Genomic DNA, 18,389 nt, shown 5'->3' with positions numbered 1-18,389 from the left:
CTCGCATTCTCTCATCGTCCCTGATGATTCTGGATGTTGCTCAGAGCTCGTTACCGGTCATCGGTGTCAGATTACGCACCTTCTTAGCCACGTCCATGCGCACGTTACGCGGGTTGGGAATCAGGCCGACATCCACCAGATAGCCGTTGTCACCCCATGCGCTTTCGCTGGTGAACGCTTCCGCGTATTCCTTGATGCCGGGAATCACGCTCACGTGCGCACTCTTAATGTAGAAGAACAGCGATCGCGCGACCGGATAATCTTCATCGGCAATGCTGTCCGGAGTCGGTTCAACACCGTTGATGGTGGTGGCCTGAATCTGGTTCGCATTTTCCATCAGGAAGCTGTAGCCGAAAATACCCAGTGTGTCTTTGTCCTGAGCCAGACGCTGAACGATCAGGTTATCGTTTTCACCGGCTTCAACGAACAAGCCATCTTCACGCATGCTGTGGCACACGCTGCGCATCTCTTTTTTATCCATCGCCTTGATGAAATCAAAGGTCTTGCAGCCACCCTCCATGGCAATTTCAACAAACGCATCGCGAGTGCCGGAGGTGGGAGGCGGCCCCATCACGCTGATTTCTTTGTTCGGTAAACTGGAATCGATGTCACTCCACTTCTGGTACGGGTTCGCAATCAGCTTGTCGCCGCCTTTCGGATCCGGGACTTCTTTGGCCAGAGCCAGAAACACCTGACGCAGGCTTAGATCCATCTGATCCGCGTCTTTCGAGTTAGCGATCACGATGCCATCAGCGCCAATTTTGACCTCGGTGATGTCTTTCACACCGTTGTTCTGACACATCTCGAACTCGCTTTTCTTCATGCGACGAGAGGCGTTGGTGATGTCCGGGTGCTGAGTACCAATGCCCGCGCAGAACAGCTTCAAGCCACCACCAGAACCGGTGGATTCAAGCTTCGGGGTCGGGAAATCGGTGTTGCGCCCAAAACGCTCGGCTACCACGGTCGCAAACGGGTAGACCGTAGACGACCCGACAATGTTCACGGTATCACGGGCCATGGCCGGTACCGACACAGCGGCAAGGCTTCCTGCCAAAGCAACAGACGTCAAAGCTGTTTTCAGTTTCATCACGTATTTGTCTCCAATGTGGGTGGACGCTGTTTACGTATCTCGTTCTTCGATAAGTGCATCCTAAGGAGACTCTGTGACAACTTTGTTACAGCGTTTAACAAAGATTGCGGCAAGCTATGCCTATCATTAGTCGAATTTGCTTGCAGACCGCGCCGGCCCCGCTACCATGCAGGAAAACAATTCATAACATCAGTAGTAACAGGCTAACCAATGACAGCGTTTGATGATGACAGACCGAACCCTCGCGGCGAACTGACCCTTCAGATAGTGCCACTTCCTTCCGACACCAATGCTAACGGCGATGTATTTGCCGGTTGGCTGGTCAAGCAGATGGATCTCGCTGCCGCCACCATGGCAGGGCGTATTTCCCGGGGCCGCAGCGCGACGGTCGCTATGGACCGGATGGAGTTTCTATCGCCTTTGCGCGTTGGCTCCCAAGTCAGTTGCTATTGCGAACTGGTGGACATTGGCCGCAGCTCCATGAAAATCAACGTGGAAGTGTGGATGCTGGACCGCTTCGCCAAAACGCCGAGAAAGGTCACTGAAGGTTTGTTTGTGTACGTGGCTATAGACGAACAGGGCCGCATCCGGGAAGTGCCAGACCAGCGGTAAAATCCGATCAGGCGCCTTGTTCGGCGGTGAGCAATTCGTTGATCAGCGTTCGATAGCGGTGCGCCAACTCGGAAGATTTCCAGGCGTCCGGCGTACGTAACGCCGGTGGTTCGTTCAGAATGCCCTGCAGGCAGTCAAGCGCTGATGCGGCTTCTGCTTCGGCGTCTTGTTCGAGGCTCTGGTATCGGCAGCCCTTGGGCACGTATTCGCGGTAGGCCAACCGATCCGGCGCCAAGGGCACACACCCGGACGCCATGGCCTCCAGCATCGAAAGGCCTTGGAAATCATGCAGGGCCGTGGAAAGCACCACATCCGCCTGACGCAATAAAGCATCGTACTCGGACCGGCTTGCCAGAAAGCCCCAATGTTCGAGCCGATGGGCGAACTTTGCCTGAATTTCACCAAACGCCTTCGGGTGGTTGCGAAACCCTTCCCCCACCACACTCAACTTGTAGGACTGGCGGCTCTGTTCCAGCCGCTCCAGAAAGTTCAGCAATCGATCCGGGCCTTTGTCGTATTCCCAACGGTGGTTCCACAGTATGTGCGGGCAGGCTCGGTTGATAGCGCGAGGTTCGTCTGTGAACAGGCGGTCTTCGATCGGCACCGGAATTACGTCGGATTTTTGCTGAATACGTTCGATGATCCCGCCGGGCACGGCATCCGGCAGTTTATTCAGCAAGGCTTGAGCGCCGTTTAAAAAACTGTCCCGATTCCAGGCACTGTTGAAGGCCACTCGATCCGCCGCCACCACGCTGTACAGATTCACCATCTGGGGTTCCACGCGATCCTGCTGCTGTTGGCTGATCGGGAAGGCAAACTGATTTTCGTGCATGTAGAGCACGCAGGGCGTGCGGGCCAACTGAGGGTTCAGCCCCCGCAAGGTTGCGAGGTCCACCATGGAAGTGGCAACCACCAAGTCCCAGCGCTCTTGCAAACAAGGCTCGTCGAGCCAGCTCAGGGCGTTACCCCGGATTCGCCACTGAAAAAAGCGCGGGGGCAAGGTCAAGCTTTGCCAGTGGTACTCTGGCAATAGATCCGTCAGCTGCTCCCGCCAGCGCTTATGGCTGGCTGCATCGTAGGCTGACAGGAGCAGAACGCGGGGTTTGGAATCACGCACTCCCTTGCTCCGCCGCCGGGTGAGCCGTTCGTTCGGGTAGCCAAACCGACAACAGGGCAGCAACGGCCACCAAAGCAGAAGATATCCACAGGCACGCTTCCAAGCCGTATGCCTGATAAACCCATCCGGACAACACGGTGCCCAACAGCCGGCCAGCGGCGTTGGACATGTAATAGAAGCCCACATCCAGCGAAACGCCATCACCCCGGGCATAGCTGACAATCAGGTAGCTGTGCAGGGATGAATTGATGGCAAACAACACGCCGAACAGCAGCAACCCCCCGATGACCACCAACTGAGCCGACCAACCGGCCATCAAAGCGCCGGCAATCGCGGCCGGAATCACCGCCAGCAACGCAGCCCACAGCACCGCGCCGGATTTACCATCAGTATGGCCGGTAATTCGGGGCGCAATGGTCTGAACAAAGCCATAGCCAATGATCCAGCTGGCCATAAATCCGCCCACCTTCCAGTGATCCCAGCCGAATACAGTCGCCATATACACCGGCAGCGCCACCACAAACCAGACATCCCGAGCGCCAAACAAGAACATCCGCGCTGCCGAAAGCACGTTAATCGCTTTGCTTTTGGACAGGATTTCGCGGAATTTGGGTTTTGCTTTGCTCTTACCCAATTCCTGTTTGAGCAAAAACAAGCTGGCCAACCACACCAGCCCGAGTACCGCAGCCATCAGCACCACGGCTCCCGTGAAGCCAGCTGACATCAGCAGCACACCACCCAGGAAGAAACCGACGCCCTTCAGAGTGTTCTTGGAGCCGGTGAGTATCGCCACCCACTTATACAGCGTGCCCTGCTGTTCATCCGGCACCAGCAGCTTGATGCCGCTCTTGGCAGACATCTTGTTCAGATCTTTGGCAATGCCAGACAACGCCTGCGCTGCCATCACCCAAGGTACCGTCAACATGGCGGCCGGCACCGCCAACATCGCCAGAGCAACAATCTGCAGGAACAACCCGATGTTCATGGTGCGATTCAGGCCCAGTCGGGCACCGAGATAGCCACCAACCAGATTGGTCACCACCCCGAAAAACTCATAGAAGATGAACAATAGGGCAATGGCTAACGGCGAGTACCCCAGCTGATGGAAATGCAGCACCACCAACATGCGCAACGCGCCATCGGTCAGGGTAAAAGCCCAATAGTTTCCGGTGATGACCAAATACTGACGAATGGCGGCAGTCATATCAGGCCAAGCCCACCTTGCGCGTCAGTTCTACAGTACGGTTCGCGTAACCCCATTCATTGTCGTACCAAGCGTAGATCTTTAGCTGACTGCCATTAATGACCAAGGTGGACAGGGCATCAACAATGGAAGACCGTGGGTCAGTTTTGTAATCGATAGACACCAGCGGGCGTTCTTCGTAACCCAAAATATCCTTCAATTCCCCTTCGGCGGCTTCTTTCAACAACCGGTTGACGGTATCGCGGTCGGTGGGCGTTTCCACCTCAAAAACACAATCGGTCAGCGAGGCATTGGTGAGCGGAACACGCACCGCGTGGCCATCCAACCGCCCTTTCAGTTCCGGGAAAATCTCGATAATCGCCGTAGCAGAGCCGGTGCTGGTCGGAATCAACGAGCTGCCACAAGCCCGGGCCCGGCGCAGGTCCTTGTGGGGCGCGTCGATAATGGTCTGGGTATTGGTCAGGCTGTGAATGGTGGTGATTGAGCCATGCTTGATGCCAAGCTTCTCGTGAATCACCTTCACCACCGGCGCCAGACAGTTGGTGGTGCACGACGCTGCGGTCACAATGCGGTCGCTAGCCGGGTCGAAAATGTGCTCGTTCACGCCCACCACGATGTTCTTGGCACCCTTTTCCTTCACCGGTGCTGTGACCACCACCCGCTTCACGCCCTGATCCAGATAAGCCTGCAACACCGCGACCGTTTTGTTCACGCCGCTGGCTTCGATCACCAGATCGCAACCGGACCAGTCTGTGTCGTCGATGGCCCGGTTGTGGGTAACGGCAATGCGCTGGTTTTCAATGACCAACGCGTCCCCGGAGGCTTCGGCTTCATGATTCCAACGCCCGTGGACACTGTCGAAATTCAACAGGTGCGCCAGCGTCCCGGCGTCTGCGCCTGGATCGTTGATCGCCACAAACTCCAATTCCGGCCACCCCCACGCCGCCCTCAACGCCAGTCGGCCAATGCGGCCGAAACCGTTAATACCTACTTTGATCTTGCTCATGGCGATCTCCTTTTATGAATGGCCATTCGATCAATCTTCAGGGACACCTGGGCGCCGGGCGCTCAGCCAATGCCCTAAGCTTCGCCAGCGGTGCGAAAATCAACGCCTGATTGTGCGCCGCCGTTTCATCGAGAACCCGCAGGACCCATATGGGCAGACCAGGGTTAATAGAATAATAGACCCACTGCCCCCGCCGTTCTGTTGCTACCAAGCCGGAATCCCGCAATATCGCTAAATGTCGACTGACTTTCGGTTGGGATGCCTCGAATGCTTCCGTCAGTTCACAGACGCAGAGTTCCTTCTCACGCCGAATCAACAACAGCGTGGTCAATCTCAGCTCATCACTTAAAGCTCGGAACAGGCTGACAGGGCTGAACTCGGCCGATCGTTCATTGGTTTCAGGTAATGGCACAGTGCTTTTTTTATCCATCAGGCGAGCGTGTCACGCTATTGTATATTCGATTATCCATATATATGCTTTATACGATATTAGGGGTGAAAAATGTCAAAGTAAAGACACCAGCCCGCGCTTTTGCTTATCCAACTTTCGGGATTTTCTAGCTGCCTTATGACATCAACCAACCTACCCAACATCGATGCCGACCTGTTCCAAGCACCCAGCAAAGATCAGCTGTTCGCGAACGCGCCTTCAGAGCACGCGCCACGCATTCTTTTGCTGTACGGCTCACTGCGTGAGCGTTCTTTCAGCCGTCTGGCTGTAGAAGAAGCCGCGCGACTGCTGGAAGCGATGGGCGCAGAAACCCGCATATTCAATCCCCGCGGCCTGCCACTGGCCGATGCCGAAGATGCGTCGCACCCGAAGGTACAGGAGCTAAGAGAGTTGGCCGAATGGTCTGAAGGCATGGTGTGGTGCTCTCCGGAACGCCATGGCTCTATGACCGGCATCATGAAAACTCAAATCGACTGGATTCCACTATCCATGGGCGCAGTTCGCCCCACCCAAGGCAAAACCCTGGCCGTCATGCAGGTATGCGGTGGTTCCCAGTCTTTTAACGTAGTCAATCAGTTACGGGTGTTAGGGCGTTGGATGCGCATGGTGACCATCCCGAACCAGTCCTCAGTGGCCAAGGCCTTTATGGAATTTGATGACAACAATCGCATGAAGCCATCGTCTTACTACGACCGGATTGTGGATGTGATGGAAGAACTGGTGAAATTCACTATGCTGGTGCGCGACCGCAGTGACTATCTCACCGACCGCTACTCCGAGCGCAAGGAAAGTGCGGAAGAACTGTCCAAACGTGTTAACCAGCGGTCTATCTGAGGAACAGGCATGAACATCGATACCGAAGCGACAGCGAGTGAGACGGGTGCCGAGGGCATGGATCTATTCGGCCGCTATCTGTCAGTCTGGGTTGCGTTGGCCATTGTTGCGGGTGTGGCGTTGGGCCAACTGGCACCGTCTGTACCCGAGACCCTGGCCCGCTTTGAGTACGCACAGGTTTCCATTCCCATCGCTATCCTGATTTGGGCCATGATTTTTCCGATGATGGCGCAGATTGATTTCAGTGCCGTGGTCGGTGTGCGCAAGGAACCCAAGGGCCTGGCGATCACCACAGTCGTGAACTGGCTGATCAAGCCCTTCACCATGTTCGCCATCGCTTGGTTTTTCCTGATGGTGGTGTTCAAGCCCTTCATTGCACCTGATCTGGCCAGCGAATACTTGGCAGGTGCCATTTTGCTGGGTGCGGCCCCCTGCACCGCCATGGTGTTTGTCTGGAGTTACCTCACCAAAGGCGATGCAGCTTACACGCTGGTCCAAGTGTCCCTGAACGACATCATCATGCTGTTCGCTTTCGCGCCCATCGTGGTGTTTCTTCTGGGCATTTCTGACATTCAGGTGCCTTGGGATACGGTGATTCTTTCTGTCGTGCTGTACATCGTCATCCCGCTGACTGCCGGCTACCTGACTCGCCGCGCACTAATCGCCCTCCACGGCCAGCCGTGGTACGACGACGTGTTTATGAAGCGCCTCAGTCCGGTCACACCGGCGGCGCTGATCGTGACACTGGTGCTCCTCTTTGCCTTCCAAGGCGAAGTGATTTTGGAAAACCCGCTTCACATTGCTCTGATTGCCGTGCCGCTGATCATCCAGACGGTGTTTATATTTCTACTGGCCTACGGCTGGGCCCGCCTATGGAAAGTTCGCCATTGCATCGCCGCGCCGGGCGCGATGATTGGTGCCAGCAACTTCTTCGAACTGGCTGTGGCCGCCGCCATCGCCCTCTTCGGCCTGCAATCCGGTGCAGCACTGGCGACCGTCGTGGGCGTGCTGGTGGAAGTGCCGTTAATGCTGGCGCTGGTTAAAATCGCCAACAACACTCGGGACAAATTCCCAACCTAGTCACCATGATCGCTCCGGGTGCTAGTAGAAACAGCACCCGGAGACTACACCTGTTCAGCCAACGACCACCCTGCTAATATCCCGCCCATCCAAATCACCCTGAACAGCAAACGCTGCCCCGAACGGAACCGATACCATGGATTTTTTTCAGGCCCTTTTCCTTGGCCTTCTCCAGGGACTGACTGAATTTCTCCCCATCTCCAGCTCTGCCCACTTGATCCTTACTCCCGCGTTCTTCGACTGGGACGATCAGGGCGTAGGCTTTGATCTCTCGGTTCACATCGGCACTCTGTTGGCGGTAGTCCTATACTTCCGCCGCGACGTCTTCGGCATCGCCAGAGACGGTTTGCTCTCCGTTGCTCAACGCAAAATCGTCGGCCAAGGCGCCCTCGCCTGGTATCTGGTCATCGGCACCATCCCCGCCGGCTTGGCGGGATTGGCGCTGTTGGACATGATCGACAACGAACTGCGGGCGGTGGAAGTGATCTTCTTCACCACCCTGATCTTTGGCATATTGCTGGGCATCGCTGACTGGCTGCCAAAACGCCAGCGCACACTGGATTCCCTGAACTGGAAAGACGCCGTTCTGGTGGGCATCGCCCAAGCCATGGCCTTGGTACCGGGCACCTCCCGCTCGGGCGTGACCATCACCGCCGGCCTGTTCCTGGGCATGAGCCGCGAAACAGCCTCTCGCTTCTCGTTTCTGCTGGCTATTCCCATCATTGTGCTGGCATCTGCCGTGAAATTGCTTGAAGTAGCGACTTCTGATGTCATCGTCGATTGGAGTGGTTTTCTAGTTGGCGGGGTTACATCCTTCTTGATGGCCATTACCGCGATCCATTTCTTCCTGAAATGGCTCAACAACGTGGGCATGTGGCCTTATGTGATCTACCGGATTGCGTTGGCTGGGGTTATTTACGCGGTTTTGATGTGATTATTTTGACTTGGGAGCTCTGATCTTCGGGGCTTCTGGGTTTGGGGGTGGCAGGTATCGGGGACGGCTTTCCAAAAAGCGCTCGAGCCGTCCGTGGTCGCTTGTGTTCCGCCATCCATGGCTCCACAAATTTTTGGAAAGCCGTCCCCGACACCTGCTCCAAACTTCCGAATAGTCTTTAAGAAAAAGCGGCCTGCACAATGCCTGCCGTGTTGGGGCGCGAGGGCCTGTCCAAAAATGTGCGTAGCCATGGATGGCGGAGCAGAAGCGTCACATGGACGTGCCGAAGGAGCGGTTTTTGGACAGGCCCTCGCGCCCCAACACACATGCACCAAATCTCAAAGGCTAACAGGCCTCCAAAGGCGCATAAGCCAACACCAGCCACTTGGCACCTTCATCGAAGTTCACCTGAACGCGGGTGTGATGCCCAGTACCCTCGGAGTTCATCACAATACCCTCGCCAAACTTCGGATGACGCACCCGCTGCCCCAAACTAAAGCCAGACTGGGCAGCTGAATCCTGCGCGAACATACTCTCGTTAGGCCGCCCCACCATCGCCGGACGCGTCACCGTATTCCGTAACCGAACCTCCTGCAGACAATCCGCCGGAATCTCACGCACAAACCGCGACAACGCATGAAACTTCTCCTGCCCGTACAAACGGCGGGATTCTGCGTAAGTGAGTACCAGCTTCTTCATGGCCCGCGTAATCCCCACATAGGCCAACCGGCGCTCCTCCTCCATACGCCCCGGCTCTTCCAGCGACATGCTGTGAGGGAACAAACCTTCCTCAACACCGGCCAGAAACACCAATGGGAACTCCAGTCCCTTCGCCGAGTGCAAGGTCATCAACTGCACACTGTCCTCATGATCTTCGGCTTGAGACTCACCGGCATCCAACGCCGCCTGCGCCAGAAACTCCGCAAGCGGATCAACTCCGTCTTCCACTTCATAATCCGACAAGGCATTAACCAGCTCTTCCAGGTTTTCCACCCGGGCCTGGCCCTTCTCGCCTTTTTCGCTGGCGTGGTAATCCTTCAAACCACTGACCTCAATCGCGTGTTTCATCAAACCCTGCAGGGAGGCATCGCCGGTCATTTCAGACAAGCCATTAATGATATCGAGGAACGACTGCAAACCGGTTCGGGCTCGGCCTTTCACCTGACCCGCCGCCAGCAGGCGCTCGGAGGCTTCCCACAACGAAATACCCTGCTCCGTGGCGTAAGCGCGAATTTCCGCAAGACTCTTGGCGCCAATGCCGCGGGTCGGGATGTTCACCACCCGCTCAAACGCCGCGTCGTCCCGGTGGTACTGTACCAAGCGCAAGTACGCCAGTGCGTTGCGAATTTCCTGACGGTCGTAAAAGCGCAAACCGCCGTACACCCGATACGGGATGCCCTGGCGCATCAACGACTCTTCCAGCACCCGGGACTGGGCGTTCGAGCGGTAAAGAATCGCGGCTTCGCTGCGTAAATTGCCCTGATTCACCCAGTCGGTGATGGAATCGGCAATGTAATTGGCTTCGTCTTGCTCGTTAAACGCCGCGTACAAGCTGATGGGATCGCCATCGGGACCGTCCGTCCAAAGCTCTTTGCCCAACCGGCCCTGGTTGTTGGCAATCACCGAGTTGGCGGCCTTCAGGATCATCTGTGTCGAACGGTAATTCTGCTCCAGCCGCACCATGCGAGCGTTAGGAAAATCCCGCTGGTACTGCTGAATGTTCTCGATCTTGGCGCCACGCCAGCCATAAATTGACTGGTCATCATCACCCACCACCGTCAGTGGTACACGATTGCTGGCCAACACCTGCAACCAAGCGTATTGGATGGTGTTGGTGTCCTGAAACTCGTCCACCAGAATGTGCTGGAACCGGTCCTGGTAATGGGCCAACAACTCGGGCCGGTGCAGCCAAAGCTCGTGGGAGCGCAGCAGCAATTCACCGAAATCGACCAAACCGCCCTGCTGGCACAGTTTTTCGTACTGGCGGTAAATCTTCAGCATGGTGTTGGTGAAGTGGTCGCCGGGGTTTTCCTGAATGTGATCGGCCCGTAAACCTTCGTCTTTCTGGCTGTTGATGAACCACTGGGCCTGCTTGGGGGGCCACTGGCTTTCATCAATCTGGAACTCCCGCATCACCCGCTTGATCAAACGCAGCTGGTCGTCGCTGTCCAGCACCTGGAAGTTTTCCGGCAGACCGGCGTCTTTCCAGTGGGAGCGCAACAAACGATGAGCAATACCGTGGAAGGTGCCAAACCAAAGGCCGCGCGCGGGAATGTTCATCATCTGCTCGATGCGCGAGCGCATTTCCTTGGCGGCTTTGTTGGTAAAGGTCACGGCCAGAATGCCCGTCGGCGGCACCCGGTCTACGGTCATCAACCACGCCATCCGGTGAACCAGAACCCGGGTTTTGCCACTGCCGGCTCCAGCCAGCACCAACAGGTGGTCGTTCTGGGCGGTAACGGCCTCGCGTTGGGCATCGTTCAAGGGATCAATGATGTGGGAAACGTCCATAGCACCTGGCTTTTTACTGGTTAAATAAACAGGCCTGGAAGTATAACAGGAGATAACGGGGATTTCTGTTGGGCCTGATGATCCGACTCAGCCTCAGATGCGGACGCCCACGAGCGGGGAGGCCTTTTCAGGACTATTGAGGGCCAAGGATGGCCCGAAATAAGCCCCATGGATGGCTCGTAGCGTGTCCTGGAAAGGCCTCCCCGCCCGTGGGCGTTAACTCCAAAAGCTAGAGGCTTCAGAAGCCCCGAGGTACCGTCTGCGCTTCCACAAACTCGAACAAACCTTCCAGACCACCTTCGCGGCCAATGCCAGACGCCTTCATCCCCCCAAACGGTGCTTCCGGTGTGGGGCCGGTGCCGGTGTTCCAGCCTACATGACCAAAACGAAGCCCTGCCGCCACACGCTGGGCACGCTCGGCATCCGCGGTGAACACATACGACGCCAAACCAAATTCGGTGTCGTTACCCGCTTCGATCACCTCATCCTCGCTGCGGAACAACGCCATGGGCACCAGCGGGCCGAAGGTTTCTTCCTGGTAGCAGCACATATCCCGGGTAACGCCCATCACGGCGGTTGGCGGGAAGAACAAACCGTCACCCAGTTCCTCTGGTTGCTTGCCCGCCACCAGTGTCGCGCCTTTGCTCAAAGCGTCTTCCAGATGGCGTTTCACTTTGTCGAAACCAGCCTGATTTACCAGCGGCCCGATATCGACACCGTCTTTCATACCATCGCCGACCGTCATACGGCCGATTCTCTCAGCCAGCTTTTCGCCAAACGCTTCAGCTACGTCCTCATGGATAAACACCCGGTTGGCGCACACGCAGGTCTGGCCACCGCCCCGGAATTTATTGGCGATCAGGTTGTCCGCCGCGGCATCCAGATCGGCATCGTCAAACACAATAAACGGTGCGTTACCACCCAGTTCCAGCGCCAGTTTCTTCACCTGGTCGGCCGTATCCACAACGAGTTTCCGGCCGACCTCAGTAGAACCGGTAAAGCTAAGCATCGGCACCTCTTTATGCTCGCACAGCACCTTGCCAATCACGCTGGCTTTACCCATCACCAGATTCACCATCCCCTCGGGTAAGTCGAGTTTATCCATCAGCGTGAACAGCGCCACCATGGTCAGCGGGGTTTCACTAGCGGGTTTAATCACCGACGGGCAGCCTGCCGCCAGCGCCGCCGACAGTTTTTTCGCGATCATGCCAATGGGAAAGTTCCAGGGAACAATCAGGCCAACCACGCCCACCGGCCGGTAGTGAACCGTCCAGGTGCAGTCTTTTGGTTTTTCCGGAATGGTGTGAGCGTCCAGCGCTTCGACATGTTTGGCACAGTAATCAAAAAAACCTGCCGCGTATTCCACTTCGCCCTGCGCCTCGGCCAATGGTTTGCCGTGTTCCATGCACAGAATTCGACCGATTTCGTCTTTGCTTTCTTTCAATGCATCCCGAATGCCTTCCAGCCACTTTCTGCGGGTTTCGATGGGCCACGGGTTGGTCAGCCTCAGCGCCGATTTACCCGCATCGACCGCGGCCAGAACATCGCTTTCCGGCATGGAGGGCACCTCGGCGATCCGCTCTCGAGTCGCTGGATTGAACACCTCGAAGGTATTGCCCCCGACATTATCTACCCAACGTCCGCCAATATAGCCTTTAACATTTTGCAGCAATGGTGACTCAATCATCTCGGCTCCTTTTGGATCACGGATACTGCCCCGGTAAAGGGCAGAACGGCTTGTTCATCTATGCCCTTCATAGTGGTAGCTGACAGCCAGCCTGTAAAGTTCTCCCGTGTTTTTGACGCAACCCAGTTCGTGCCTATACTCGAAGGAGCTAACCAAGGAGGCCGGATATGAAAGCATTCTTCCATCCCTCGCAGGATCTGCACATTCCCAAGACCTACTTTACGCGAGGACAAATGCGCCAGCCCCAGGAGGTGCCGGATCGGACCGTACAGATGCTGGAGGGTTTGAAGGAACTTGGCATCCTCGTGCTACAGCCGGCGGACCAAGGCACTGCGCCCATTTCCCGGGTACACGATCTTGGTTATCTGAGATTTCTGGAATCCGCCCACCGCCGCTGGCAGGAAATGGATGACTGGGGTGACGAAGTCATCTCGAACATCTTTGTGCGCTCACCCAACGCCCTGCGCGGGGTGCTCGCGGAAGCGGCTCGCTACCTTGCTGATGGCAGCTGCCCGATCGGCAAGAACACCTGGGAGGCCGCTTACTGGTCGGCGCAAACCGCATTGGGTGCTGCTGATACGTTGATGGCGGGCGAACGCACCGCGTATGCGGTTTGTCGACCACCCGGGCACCACGCTCGCAAAGATGCCGCCGGCGGGTTCTGCTATCTGAATAATGCCGCGATTGCCGCCGAACACCTGAAAAGCCGTTTTCCACGCACGGTAATACTGGATACCGACATGCATCACGGCCAAGGTATTCAGGAAATTTTCTACGACCGGAGCGACGTGCTTTATATATCAATCCACGGCGACCCCACTAACTTCTATCCCGTGGTGACAGGCTTTGAAGATGAACGGGGCGAAGGGGATGGCCTGGGTTACAACATCAACCTACCCATGCCTCACGGTTCCAGCGAAGAGGATTTCTTTACCAAACTGGACGATGCGCTTGCCGCGATCCGTCTGTATCAACCGGACGTACTGATTCTGACGCTAGGCTTTGACATCTACAAGGACGACCCTCAAGCAAAAGTGGCCGTTACGTCAGAAGGTTTTTGCCGCCTCAGCACCCACATACGCCAACTGGGATTACCGACACTGGTCATTCAGGAAGGAGGATACGATCTGGACACGCTCAGCGAGAATGTCCAGCAATTCATGAGAGGGCTCACCGGCTAACGCGCCGGCGTGTAGACCTTCACATTGCCGTGCCCGTCGGCCTTCAAATGGCCGGCGTGCATGCGGCTCATAGTGCCTCGGTCGCAGTACAGCAGGTATTGGCCATCCGCCGGCAGATCCGCCAGCTTTTGATTGATTTCATAGAAAGGAATCTTCAGCACGTCATTACTGGTTAGCGTCAGGGGTGCCCGCTCTTCCTCGGAAGGATGGCGGATATCGATAATGACATCGCCCACTGCCGGGGTTTCTACCAGCTCGACTTCTTCCGGAGTCACCACGCTGTCGAGCAACTGGCTGACCATCACATCCGTGCGGTCCTCAATGGCCTTGGCCAGAACCTCCGGGTTCATTTTCTCTTCTTCTTCCTCAACCCGGTGCAGCTTGGCCCGGGTAACCGGCTTGCTGGAAATCACACCACAATATTCCGGCATGGTTCGGGCAAACGGCTCAGTGCCAATGTCCTTGGCAATCTGAATGATATCCTGCTTGTCCATAGCAATCAGCGGGCGCAGAACGATTTCGTCACTAGCACGGTCAACCACGTTCAGGTTGGTCAGGGTCTGGCTCGACACCTGGGCCACGGCATCGCCCATCACCAAGCCGCCCACGTTGTAGTACTGGCCAATCTCGGCCGCGGCTTTCAGCATCATCCGCTTGAGAACCACGCCCCAGTGGCGATGGTTCACGCTGCGCATGATTTCTGCCACCACGCCTTCAAACGGTACAGAAATAAACTTTACGTTGTGAGACGACGCGTACCGGTCCCACAGATAATGGCAGACCTGACGCACCCCCACCTCGTGAGCGGCACCGCCCAGATTGAAGAACAAAAAGTGGCTACGCATGCCCCGACGCATCATCAGATACGCCGCAACCGAGGAATCGTAACCACCGGAGATCAACGTCATCACGGTTTCAACGGCTCCGATCGGGTATCCGCCCGCGCCTTCATGACGACGATGGGCGATATGGAACTGGTCGTCTTTAACCTCGATGCGTACTTCGATCTGCGGATTCTTCAAATCAACGCCGCGAGCGTTGGTGGCTTGCAACAGCATGCCGCCCACCGTGCGCTCCAGATCAATCGAGCGGAAAGCGTGATTACCGATTCGCCGGGCCCGCACTACGAAACTCTTGCCTTCAAGCCGGTCTGCAAAGGCCGCAATGGCTTTAGCGCCCACATCCTGAATATCCACAAACGGGAACACGCCGATTTCCTGGATAGTGGAAATGCCCGGAATACGCACCAACTCATCAATCACTGGCCCGGCCAGACCACGCTCCTCCGGCACATCCACATCAATGCGGTCCCAGCTGCCATCCACCCGAATGTCCGAATCCAGCCGTGACAGGATTTTCCGGATGTTCTGCCGCAAATGTCGCATTTGCTGCTTACGAACGGGTTTACTCTTGATGGCGACTTCAGAGGCAGGGCGAATCAGCAATTTCATAAGATAAGGACTTCAAATAGATAGAGACGTTGGTTGGAGAAACGTCGGGTAGCGAATTAGCGGGAAAGGGCTTAGTGTAACCTTAAGACCGTTATGATCAAAATCCGTCATAGCCGAAACACTCAGGAGCTCTCCAAACGATGACAGAATCCACCATGAATGCACTGGTTTCCCCCGAAGGCAGCCTCGAGATTCTATCCAGTCACGAGGTCAACAGGCTCAAGGATAAGAGCGAAGGAGGACTGTATCGATTATTCCGTCAATGCGCGCTGGCGGTTCTGAATACCGGCGTGGAAACAGACGACTGCAAAGAGTTAATGGAAACCCACGCGGATTTCGACGTACATCTTGTGCCCCAGCCCCGAGGCCTGAAGCTGGAACTCATTAACGCACCGGCCCACGCTTTCGTGGACGGTGAAATGCTGCGGGCCAACCGGGAACACTTGTTTTCTGTGCTGCGAGACATTGTTTACAGCCATTCTCTACCTAACTTCGTAGAAGGCTTTCGCAAAGACAACCCGGAAGACCTCACCAATTTGGTGTTCCACATCCTTCGTAATGCCCGGGTACTGGAAGCCGGCAGGCAACCGGATATCGTGGTTTGCTGGGGCGGGCATTCCATCAGCCACAATGAATACCAATACAGCAAAGATGTCGGGCACCAATTGGGTCTGCGCGGGCTGAGTATTTGCACAGGGTGTGGTCCGGGAGCCATGAAAGGCCCCATGAAAGGCGCCACCATCGGCCACGCCAAACAACGCATTAAAAACGGGCGCTACATTGGCATCACTGAACCGGGCATTATTGGCGCTGAAGCCCCCAACCCGATCGTCAATGAACTGGTGATCATGCCGGATATCGAAAAACGCCTGGAAGCGTTCGTGCGCGCCGGCCATGGCGTCATTGTCTTCCCCGGCGGCGTCGGTACAGCGGAAGAAATTCTGTATTTGCTGGGCATACTGCTGCACCCGGACAACGCCGACCTGCCGTTCCCGGTGGTGTTCACAGGTCTTCAGGAAAACGCGGAGTACTTCGAGATGATCGACCGTTTCATCCGCGATGCACTAGGCGACGAAGCCGCCAGCAAATACGACATCATCATTGATGACCCTGTGCGAGTGGCCCAGACCATGAGCCAAGGCATGAAAGACGTAGAAACCTTCCGCCGGGCCATGCAGGACGCCTATTACTTTAACTGGATGCTGAAGATCGACCCGGTTTTTCAGTTACCGTTTGAACCCGATCACGACAACATGCGGGCTTTGGAGCTTCACAGAAATCAACCACCGCACATGGTCGCCGCCAATTTGCGTAAAGCCTTTAGCGGAATTGTGGCGGGTAACGTGAAGGAAAGCGGTATTCGGAAAATTCAGGAAAAGGGGCCGTTTGAGATTTCGGGGGATCCGGCGCTGATCGAGCCGTTAGAGGAAATGCTGGCGCAGTTTATCGAACAAAATCGAATGAAGCTGCCAAGTTCATCCGCATACAAACCCTGCTATCGGATTGTCAGTGGCGCAGCCTGAGCCGCACCACTGCCATGGCTTGCAAGCTGCAGCTTACTTACCGCCGGCCGGCAGGCTGGCGTAGTAGGCGGCCAGGTTGGCAATGTCAGCATCGCTCAAGCCTGTTGCCTGACCTTGCATTACGGGCGCTTGGCCACCTTTGCGCTGACCCGCTTTGTAGGCCTTAAGCGCGCTGACCAGATACTGCTCATTCTGGCCCGCGAGGTTCGGGTAAACAGGTATTTGAGCAATACCGTTCTGGCCGTGGCAAGCTGCACAGACAGCCGCTTTCGCTTTACCTGCAGCAGCATCACCTGCCGCCATAGAAGCCGCCGGCGCCACCGCGCCCAGTGCAAACAAACCAGCAACTGCGAAATGTTTCATATTCATGGGGATACCCCTCTCATCTTTTCGTTTTTTAGTTGGCTAAACGCCGAGCCAAAACCTAAGACTCAGTTATAGCACAGCAAACACAAGTGACAAATGCGATAGATCAAGGACATTGAAAGCATCATAATGTCCTTTGTACCCCCGAATATACGAAGCCACAGTAAGAACAAACCACAAGACAAACACAAAACGTATCATCCGCCGATTACCGGAGACAGTGCTCATGCCAGTAAAGGTCCAGGAACTCGCCTGCCGGGAAGGCCACATCGGCCTGCTGACCCTGAATTCGCCAAAAACCCTCAACGCGCTGACCGAAGAAATGGTGGTGCAGGCACAGGCAGCGCTTGACCGCTGGGCAGACGACAGTCGCATTTGTTTGGTCATTTTACGCGGCAGCGGCGACTGCGCTTTCTGCGCCGGTGGCAACATCCGCGCCCTCTACGAAGACATTCTCTCTGACGGCAACAGCGATGCCGCGGAACGATTTTTCACCCAGGAATATCGCCTCAACTACAGTTTGCACCGCTTCCCCAAACCGGTGATCGGATTGGTTCATGGCATTGTGATGGGTGGAGGCATGGGGCTGATGTCTGGCTGCCGCTATCGTCTGGTGACACCCGACGTCACGCTGGCCATGCCGGAAATCAGCATTGGCCTGTTTCCAGACGTTGGTGCCAGCTGGTTCCTGAACCGCCTTCCGGGCCGGCTCGGTTTGTTCATGGGCCTGACCGGTGCGCGCCTGAACGCTGCCGATTCCCTGCGCGTGGGACTTGCCGACATGATCATTGAACCCGACCAGATCGAGACGTTGCTGCAAAAGCTTCAAGAAGAGTATTGGCGAGGCGAGCCCGCAGCCGACGACAACCGCCTGTTCCGTTTGCTAAACCAAGTGGAGGCTGTGGATTATCGGGCTTTGCCGTCAGGCCATCTGGAGCAACACGAACAACACATAGCCAAACTCACCGCCGGTACGGAACTTCCCGCCGTGGTTGAACAACTGCTTGGCAGCGACAGTGACGATCCGTGGTGGCAAGGCTGCATCCAATCCCTGCGCAAAGGATCTCCGGTTACCGCCTGGCTCATTTGGCATCAGCTGCAAAAGGGGCAGCAAATGTCCCTGAAAGATGTGTTTCGGATGGAGCTGGCCATGGCACTGGAATGTATCCGCCGCCCTGACCTGGCCGAAGGCATTCGAGCTTTAATGGTCGATAAAGACCAGGCTCCGGTATGGAGCTACCCGTCGGTGGCGGAGGTGCCGGTAGAGGTTGTGGAGCAACACTTCCAACCGGAATGGAACGATCAGACCGACCCCATGGGGCTGGAGTAATCGCGTTTGCAG

At 56.2% G+C, this 18,389-nt stretch carries 16 protein-coding genes; 7 read left to right on the top strand and 9 right to left on the bottom strand.

Annotation, left to right across the window (positions count from 1 at the left end; all coding sequences use genetic code 11):
- Nucleotides 1–40: 40 nt before the first annotated feature.
- Nucleotides 41–1,090, bottom strand: coding sequence for a substrate-binding domain-containing protein (locus MWU64_RS05955; RefSeq protein WP_247062521.1), 1,050 nt, complete (start codon nt 1,088–1,090; stop codon nt 41–43).
- Between the two features lie 210 nt (nt 1,091–1,300).
- On the opposite strand from MWU64_RS05955, the gene MWU64_RS05950 reads away from it, so the two are divergent.
- On the top strand, nt 1,301–1,702 hold the full coding sequence (locus MWU64_RS05950) for an acyl-CoA thioesterase (protein ID WP_247062519.1): 402 nt from the start codon (nt 1,301–1,303) through the stop codon (nt 1,700–1,702).
- 7 nt (nt 1,703–1,709) lie between these two features.
- Here MWU64_RS05950 and MWU64_RS05945 read toward each other — a convergent pair whose 3' ends face one another.
- From MWU64_RS05945 to MWU64_RS05930, 4 genes are read right to left on the bottom strand one after another with little or no spacing between them, the layout of a single operon-like run.
- Nucleotides 1,710–2,819: a DUF3524 domain-containing protein gene (locus MWU64_RS05945; protein WP_247062517.1), complete on the bottom strand. Its 1,110-nt coding sequence runs from the start codon at nt 2,817–2,819 to the stop codon at nt 1,710–1,712.
- Nucleotides 2,812–4,023, bottom strand: coding sequence for an organoarsenical effux MFS transporter ArsJ (gene arsJ / locus MWU64_RS05940; protein ID WP_247062515.1), 1,212 nt, complete (start codon nt 4,021–4,023; stop codon nt 2,812–2,814). Before arsJ ends, MWU64_RS05945 begins: the two co-directional genes overlap by 8 nt.
- A 1-nt stretch (nt 4,024) precedes the next feature.
- Nucleotides 4,025–5,029, bottom strand: coding sequence for an ArsJ-associated glyceraldehyde-3-phosphate dehydrogenase (locus tag MWU64_RS05935; protein WP_247062514.1), 1,005 nt, complete (start codon nt 5,027–5,029; stop codon nt 4,025–4,027).
- A gap of 37 nt (nt 5,030–5,066) precedes the next feature.
- On the bottom strand, nt 5,067–5,459 hold the full coding sequence (locus MWU64_RS05930; RefSeq protein ID WP_247062512.1) for a metalloregulator ArsR/SmtB family transcription factor: 393 nt from the start codon (nt 5,457–5,459) through the stop codon (nt 5,067–5,069).
- A gap of 138 nt (nt 5,460–5,597) precedes the next feature.
- Between MWU64_RS05930 and arsH the strand changes: the two genes are divergently transcribed.
- The 3 genes from arsH to MWU64_RS05915 all read left to right on the top strand — a co-directional run bounded on the left by arsH (nt 5,598) and on the right by MWU64_RS05915 (nt 8,328).
- Nucleotides 5,598–6,314 carry an arsenical resistance protein ArsH gene (gene arsH / locus MWU64_RS05925; protein WP_247062510.1) on the top strand — a complete coding sequence of 239 codons (717 nt, stop codon included), beginning with the start codon at nt 5,598–5,600 and terminating at the stop codon, nt 6,312–6,314.
- Nucleotides 6,315–6,323: 9 nt separating this feature from the next.
- On the top strand, nt 6,324–7,394 hold the full coding sequence (arsB, locus tag MWU64_RS05920; protein ID WP_247062502.1) for an ACR3 family arsenite efflux transporter: 1,071 nt from the start codon (nt 6,324–6,326) through the stop codon (nt 7,392–7,394).
- Between the two features lie 136 nt (nt 7,395–7,530).
- Nucleotides 7,531–8,328 (top strand): undecaprenyl-diphosphate phosphatase, encoded by a 798-nt coding sequence (locus MWU64_RS05915; RefSeq protein WP_247062501.1) that lies wholly within the window; start codon nt 7,531–7,533, stop codon nt 8,326–8,328.
- Between the two features lie 345 nt (nt 8,329–8,673).
- On the opposite strand, the gene uvrD is transcribed toward MWU64_RS05915, so the two are convergent.
- Nucleotides 8,674–10,839, bottom strand: coding sequence for a DNA helicase II (gene uvrD, locus MWU64_RS05910; RefSeq protein ID WP_247062498.1), 2,166 nt, complete (start codon nt 10,837–10,839; stop codon nt 8,674–8,676).
- Between the two features lie 238 nt (nt 10,840–11,077).
- Complete coding sequence (locus MWU64_RS05905; protein WP_247062496.1) at nt 11,078–12,526, bottom strand: NAD-dependent succinate-semialdehyde dehydrogenase; 1,449 nt, start codon at nt 12,524–12,526, stop codon at nt 11,078–11,080.
- 167 nt (nt 12,527–12,693) lie between these two features.
- Between MWU64_RS05905 and MWU64_RS05900 the strand changes: the two genes are divergently transcribed.
- On the top strand, nt 12,694–13,707 hold the full coding sequence (locus MWU64_RS05900; protein WP_247062495.1) for a histone deacetylase family protein: 1,014 nt from the start codon (nt 12,694–12,696) through the stop codon (nt 13,705–13,707).
- On the opposite strand, the gene thiI is transcribed toward MWU64_RS05900, so the two are convergent.
- Complete coding sequence (gene thiI / locus MWU64_RS05895) at nt 13,704–15,158, bottom strand: tRNA uracil 4-sulfurtransferase ThiI (RefSeq protein ID WP_247062493.1); 1,455 nt, start codon at nt 15,156–15,158, stop codon at nt 13,704–13,706. The two genes, MWU64_RS05900 and thiI, sit on opposite strands and share 4 nt — an antisense overlap.
- A gap of 140 nt (nt 15,159–15,298) precedes the next feature.
- Here thiI and ppnN point away from each other — a divergent pair, with 140 nt between their 5' ends.
- Entirely contained in the window at nt 15,299–16,681 is a 1,383-nt protein-coding gene (gene ppnN / locus MWU64_RS05890; protein WP_281496267.1) for a nucleotide 5'-monophosphate nucleosidase PpnN, read from the top strand.
- 33 nt (nt 16,682–16,714) lie between these two features.
- On the opposite strand, the gene MWU64_RS05885 is transcribed toward ppnN, so the two are convergent.
- Nucleotides 16,715–17,050, bottom strand: a complete 336-nt coding sequence (locus MWU64_RS05885; protein WP_247062483.1) for a c-type cytochrome — start codon at nt 17,048–17,050, stop codon at nt 16,715–16,717.
- 223 nt (nt 17,051–17,273) lie between these two features.
- Here MWU64_RS05885 and MWU64_RS05880 point away from each other — a divergent pair, with 223 nt between their 5' ends.
- On the top strand, nt 17,274–18,377 hold the full coding sequence (locus MWU64_RS05880; protein WP_247062481.1) for an enoyl-CoA hydratase/isomerase family protein: 1,104 nt from the start codon (nt 17,274–17,276) through the stop codon (nt 18,375–18,377).
- Nucleotides 18,378–18,389: the final 12 nt, after the last annotated feature.

Source organism: Marinobacter sp. S0848L (genome assembly GCF_023016065.1).
In the GTDB taxonomy this organism is placed as follows: Bacteria; Pseudomonadota; Gammaproteobacteria; order Pseudomonadales; family Oleiphilaceae; genus Marinobacter.
The sequence above is the reverse complement of the archived record's forward strand: the minus strand, read 5'-3'. Positions and strand labels throughout refer to the sequence as shown.